The following is a 4,198-nucleotide window of genomic DNA, read 5'->3' as shown; positions in this document are numbered from 1 at the left end:
CCAGTCGCTGCTGCATGTGCTGGAGTACGCCGGCATCAAGACCTTGTGGCGCGACAATCAGTCCGGGTGCAAGGGCGTCTGCGAAGGCCTGGCGATGCAACCGCTGGATGATGCGAAGAACCCACAGCTGTGCGCCAACGGCCGCTGCATGGACGAAATCCTGATCGACGACCTGGCCAGCCAGGTGCGCGCCACCCCCGGCGACCGGGTGGTGGTGCTGCATCAGCTGGGCAACCACGGCCCGAGCTATTTCGAGCGCTATCCGGCGCGCTTCCGCCGCTTCACGCCGACCTGCGACACCGCCGACCTGGGCAAGTGCAGCCGCGAGCAGATCACCAACAGCTACGACAATGCACTGCTGTATACCGATCACCTGCTCAGCCGCACCATCGGCACGCTGCAGGGCATGGACGACTACGACACGGCGATGATCTACCTGTCCGACCACGGCGAGTCGTTGGGCGAAAAGGGCTTGTACCTGCACGGTGTGCCCTACGCGATCGCACCGCAGGAACAGACCCGGGTGCCGATGACGATGTGGTTCTCGCCCTCGTTTGCCGCCAACCGCGGGCTCAACCTGGCCTGCGTGCGCCAGCGTGCGGGCAAGTACACCGACCACGACAACCTGTTTCCGTCGGTGCTGGGATTGATGCAGGTCAAGACGTCGGTGTACGAACGTGGCCGCGATCTGTTTGCCGGGTGCGAGGTTTGACCCGTTCAACGCGTAGTCGAGTGTCCGGCGCCTGAAGGTGAGAGCTGTCAGCTTTTCGCTCTTCCGTTTGTGGCGAGGCAGGCCATACCGTGGCGGGACGCGCCGTAAACCCATCCATGGGGGCTCGACGTGCGCCATCCATGGCGCCCGACGGTCCCGCCACGGTATCGCCTGCCTCGCCCCCCAGGGTGTGCGTCGGCGGAAGGTCGAGCAAAGACGCCCTGCCTGCGAGTTGGTCTTGCGCCGTTGTTTCTCCATGCGCACCGACCCGCACCCCGTAATACGGACGCCACGCCGTCGACGTTGACGCTACCCGGTCGACCGGGAACGTGCTGCCCTGCCCCTTGCGGTGCGACCGGTGCTTCACTAGCCTTCGCCGGTCTGTCACCACCCAAGGATGTCCCCGTGAACCACCGCCCGCTCCTGCTGGCCCTGGCTGTCGGCGCTGCCGCACTGACCCTGGCGGCCTGCCAGAAGGAACCCACCCCGGCTGACGCCCCCGCGGCGACCAGCGCCAAGCCGGGCGAGACCGCCGACCAGTTCATTGCCCGCGTCAACGCCGAGTACAAGGCCATGTACCCGGAAATGACCTCCGCGCAGTGGCTGTCTTCGACCTACATCAACGAAGATTCCGAACGCGTGGCGGCCAAGGCCAACGAGCGCTGGCTCACCGTCCTCAACGGCTGGATCACCCAGGCCGCCAGGTACGACGGCCAGCCCATGAGCGAAGACACCAAGCGCCAGATCCACCTGCTCAAGCTCATGACCTCCATGCCTGCCCCGCGCGACCCGGCCAAGCTGTCCGAGCTCACCCGCATCGCCAGCCGCATGGAAGGCGCCTACGGCTCGGGCAAATACTGCACCGACGACGCCAACCCGCAGAGCTGCCGCCAGCTCGGCGACCTGGAACAGGTCCTTGCGCGCAGCCGCGACTACGACAAGCAGCTCGACGCCTGGCAGGGCTGGCACGCCACCACCAAGCCGATGCGGGCCGACTACCAGCGCTTCGTCGGCCTGGTCAACGAAGGCGCCAAGGAAATGGGCTTCGCCGATGCCGGCCAGATGTGGCGCAGCGGCTATGACATGCTACCGGAGCAGATCGGCCCGGAAACCGACCGCCTGTGGGAACAGGTCAAGCCGATGTACGAGCAGCTGCACTGCTACGCACGTAGCAAGCTCGATGCCACCTACGGCAAGGACAAGGCCGAGACCGGGGGCGGCATGATCGCCGCCCACCTGCTAGGCAACATGTGGCAGCAGGACTGGTCCAACCTGTGGGACCAGCTGGAACCGTACCCGGGCGCCGGCAGCCTGGACATCACCGCCGCGCTGGAAAAGCAGTACCAGGCCAACCTGAGCGGCGCGCTGGCCAAGGCCGGCAGCGGTGCGAACGTGGAGGCGCTGTACAAGGCCCAGCGTGAGGCCGAACTGCGCACCGCCAAGCAGATGACCGAACGTGCGCAGGACTTCTACGTCTCGCTGGGCATGCCGGCACTGCCGAAGTCGTACTGGGACAAGACCCAGTTCATCAAGCCGCTGGACCGCGACGTGGTCTGCCACGCCAGCGCGTGGGACATGAACATGGAGGGCGATGTGCGCACCAAGATGTGCATCAAGCCCAACGAAGAGAACTTCACCACGATCTACCACGAGCTGGGCCACATCTATTACGACCTGGCCTACAACCCGCTGCCGCCGTTGTTCCAGGGCGGTGCCAACGATGGCTTCCACGAGGCGATCGGCGACACCATCGTGCTGGCGATGACGCCGCAGTACCTCAACTCGATCGGCCTGGTCGACACCCCGCAGGAAAGCCGCGAGGCGACCATCAACGCGCAGATGCGCATGGCCCTGAGCGGCGTGTCGTTCCTGCCGTTCGGCCTGATGATCGACCGCTGGCGCTGGGGGGTGTTCGATGGCTCGATCACGCCGGACCATTACAACCAGGCGTGGTGGGACCTGAAGGCCAAGTACCAGGGCGTAGCGCCGGCCAGCGCACGTGGTGAGGAGTTCTTCGACGCCGGTGCCAAGTACCATGTCCCGGGCAACACCCCGTATACCCGTTACTTCCTGGCACGCATCCTGCAGTTCCAGTTCTACAAGGGCCTGTGCGATGCCTCCGGCTACAAGGGCCCGCTGCACCAGTGCAGCTTCTACGGCAACAAGGAAGCCGGGCAGAAGTTCTGGGCGATGCTGAGCAAGGGTGCCAGCCAGCCGTGGCAGGCCACGCTGCGCGAGATCACCGGCGGCGACAAGCTCGATGCCGGCCCGATGATCGAGTACTTCACCCCGGTCAACGAGTGGCTCAAGCAGCAGAATCAGGGCCAGATGTGTGGCTGGCAGGCCCCGGGCGCCACCGCGGCGGCCACGCCGGCAACGGCAGCCCCTGTGGCACGCTGACCGTCCGCGCACGTCGATGAACGAAAAAGCCGGCCCATGGGCCGGCTTTTTTTGTGGTCGGTAGTGCCGAGCCAGGCTCGGCAAACGCGCAGCGCGCRTCGGGTGCTATCGGCGTCGGTGCGAAAGGCAGCCACGCATGGCGTGGCTCTACCCGGATGAACGGTTGCATTGTGGGAATGACGAGGCCGCGGGGATCCGAACGCCGCGCTCAGGAATGCGCAGGACGCTTCAGGCTGGCGGCAAGTTCCACCTTGAACTGCTCGAAATCCTTGCCGTCGGCCGTTGCTTCGGCATGCGCGGCATCCTTCAGGGCGTCCGAGTAGACCAGGCGTACCGGCGTGCCCTGACGCTCGTGCAGTTCGGCGGCCTGCATGATCAGCGCCAGCACGCGCGCCGCGCTCGGGGTCTGGCCGGCGATGCGGCCATCCATGCCCAGTACCCACTCGCCGTCGCGGCGGACGATGCCGGCCAGCAGCGTGCGCTGCTGGTCACGCAGCTCGGCATGCGGCTCCACCGGCGGGGTGGCGGCCTGCTCGCGGTTGGCAGCCTGGGTTTCGCGGCGCCGGCGGATGTCGCGGCGCAGTTTGGAGGTGGTCGACATCTGGAACGTCCGGACTGCATCAAAGCGCAAAGGATACCGCACGGGCCCGGCCGGGCCCGTTGAGGGCCGCCGCCCGGCTCGGTCCCGCACCTTGCCGTGGCGCCGATAGCCCATGACGGTGATGGCCTGCCGATCGATGCCGCAGCCCTGACCAGGTGCCGCCGGATCGCCAGCACCACGCCGGCCACGCCCGCGTCGCCCGCCATCGTAGCGTGCGCGTGCGCTTATTCGATCGGCGTCAGCACGTCACGGCGGCGCTCGCAGTGCCGCTCCCAGTACCAGAAGCTGCCACCGATGGCGAAGAAGCCCGCGTAGCCCAAGGCCAGGTGCAGCGGGCTGCTGCTGAGCATCGGCGAAACCACGCCGGCCACCACGGTGTTGATCATCAGCTGGATGAACATCTGCATCGAGGAGGCCAGGCCGCGCTGATGCGGGTACATGTCCAGCACGGCGAGCGCCAGGATYGGGAAGATCAAGGCCATGCC

Annotated in this window: 3 protein-coding genes and 1 pseudogene; 2 read left to right on the top strand and 2 right to left on the bottom strand. The window is 66.5% G+C overall.

Translation table 11 applies throughout. The annotated features are described in order from the left end of the window. Positions 1-712, top strand: a 712-nt coding sequence (locus AC1DQP_RS17460) for a phosphoethanolamine transferase (protein WP_478052094.1), incomplete at its 5' end; no start/stop codon positions are given. A 405-nt stretch (positions 713-1,117) separates the two neighbouring features. Then, on the top strand, positions 1,118-3,112 hold the full coding sequence (locus tag AC1DQP_RS17455; protein WP_478052093.1) for a M2 family metallopeptidase: 1,995 nt from the start codon (positions 1,118-1,120) through the stop codon (positions 3,110-3,112). 208 nt (positions 3,113-3,320) lie between these two features. On the opposite strand, the gene AC1DQP_RS17450 is transcribed toward AC1DQP_RS17455, so the two are convergent. Together AC1DQP_RS17450 and AC1DQP_RS17445 are read right to left on the bottom strand one after the other, a co-directional pair. Beyond that, positions 3,321-3,713, bottom strand: a complete 393-nt coding sequence (locus AC1DQP_RS17450; RefSeq protein WP_312239255.1) for a hypothetical protein — start codon at positions 3,711-3,713, stop codon at positions 3,321-3,323. A 224-nt stretch (positions 3,714-3,937) separates the two neighbouring features. Next, a pseudogene (locus tag AC1DQP_RS17445) lies at positions 3,938-4,198 on the bottom strand (Bcr/CflA family drug resistance efflux transporter); the annotation flags it as partial.

It is taken from the genome of Stenotrophomonas sp. P5_A8 (genome assembly GCF_056400545.1).
The sequence above is the reverse complement of the archived record's forward strand: the minus strand, read 5'-3'. Positions and strand labels throughout refer to the sequence as shown.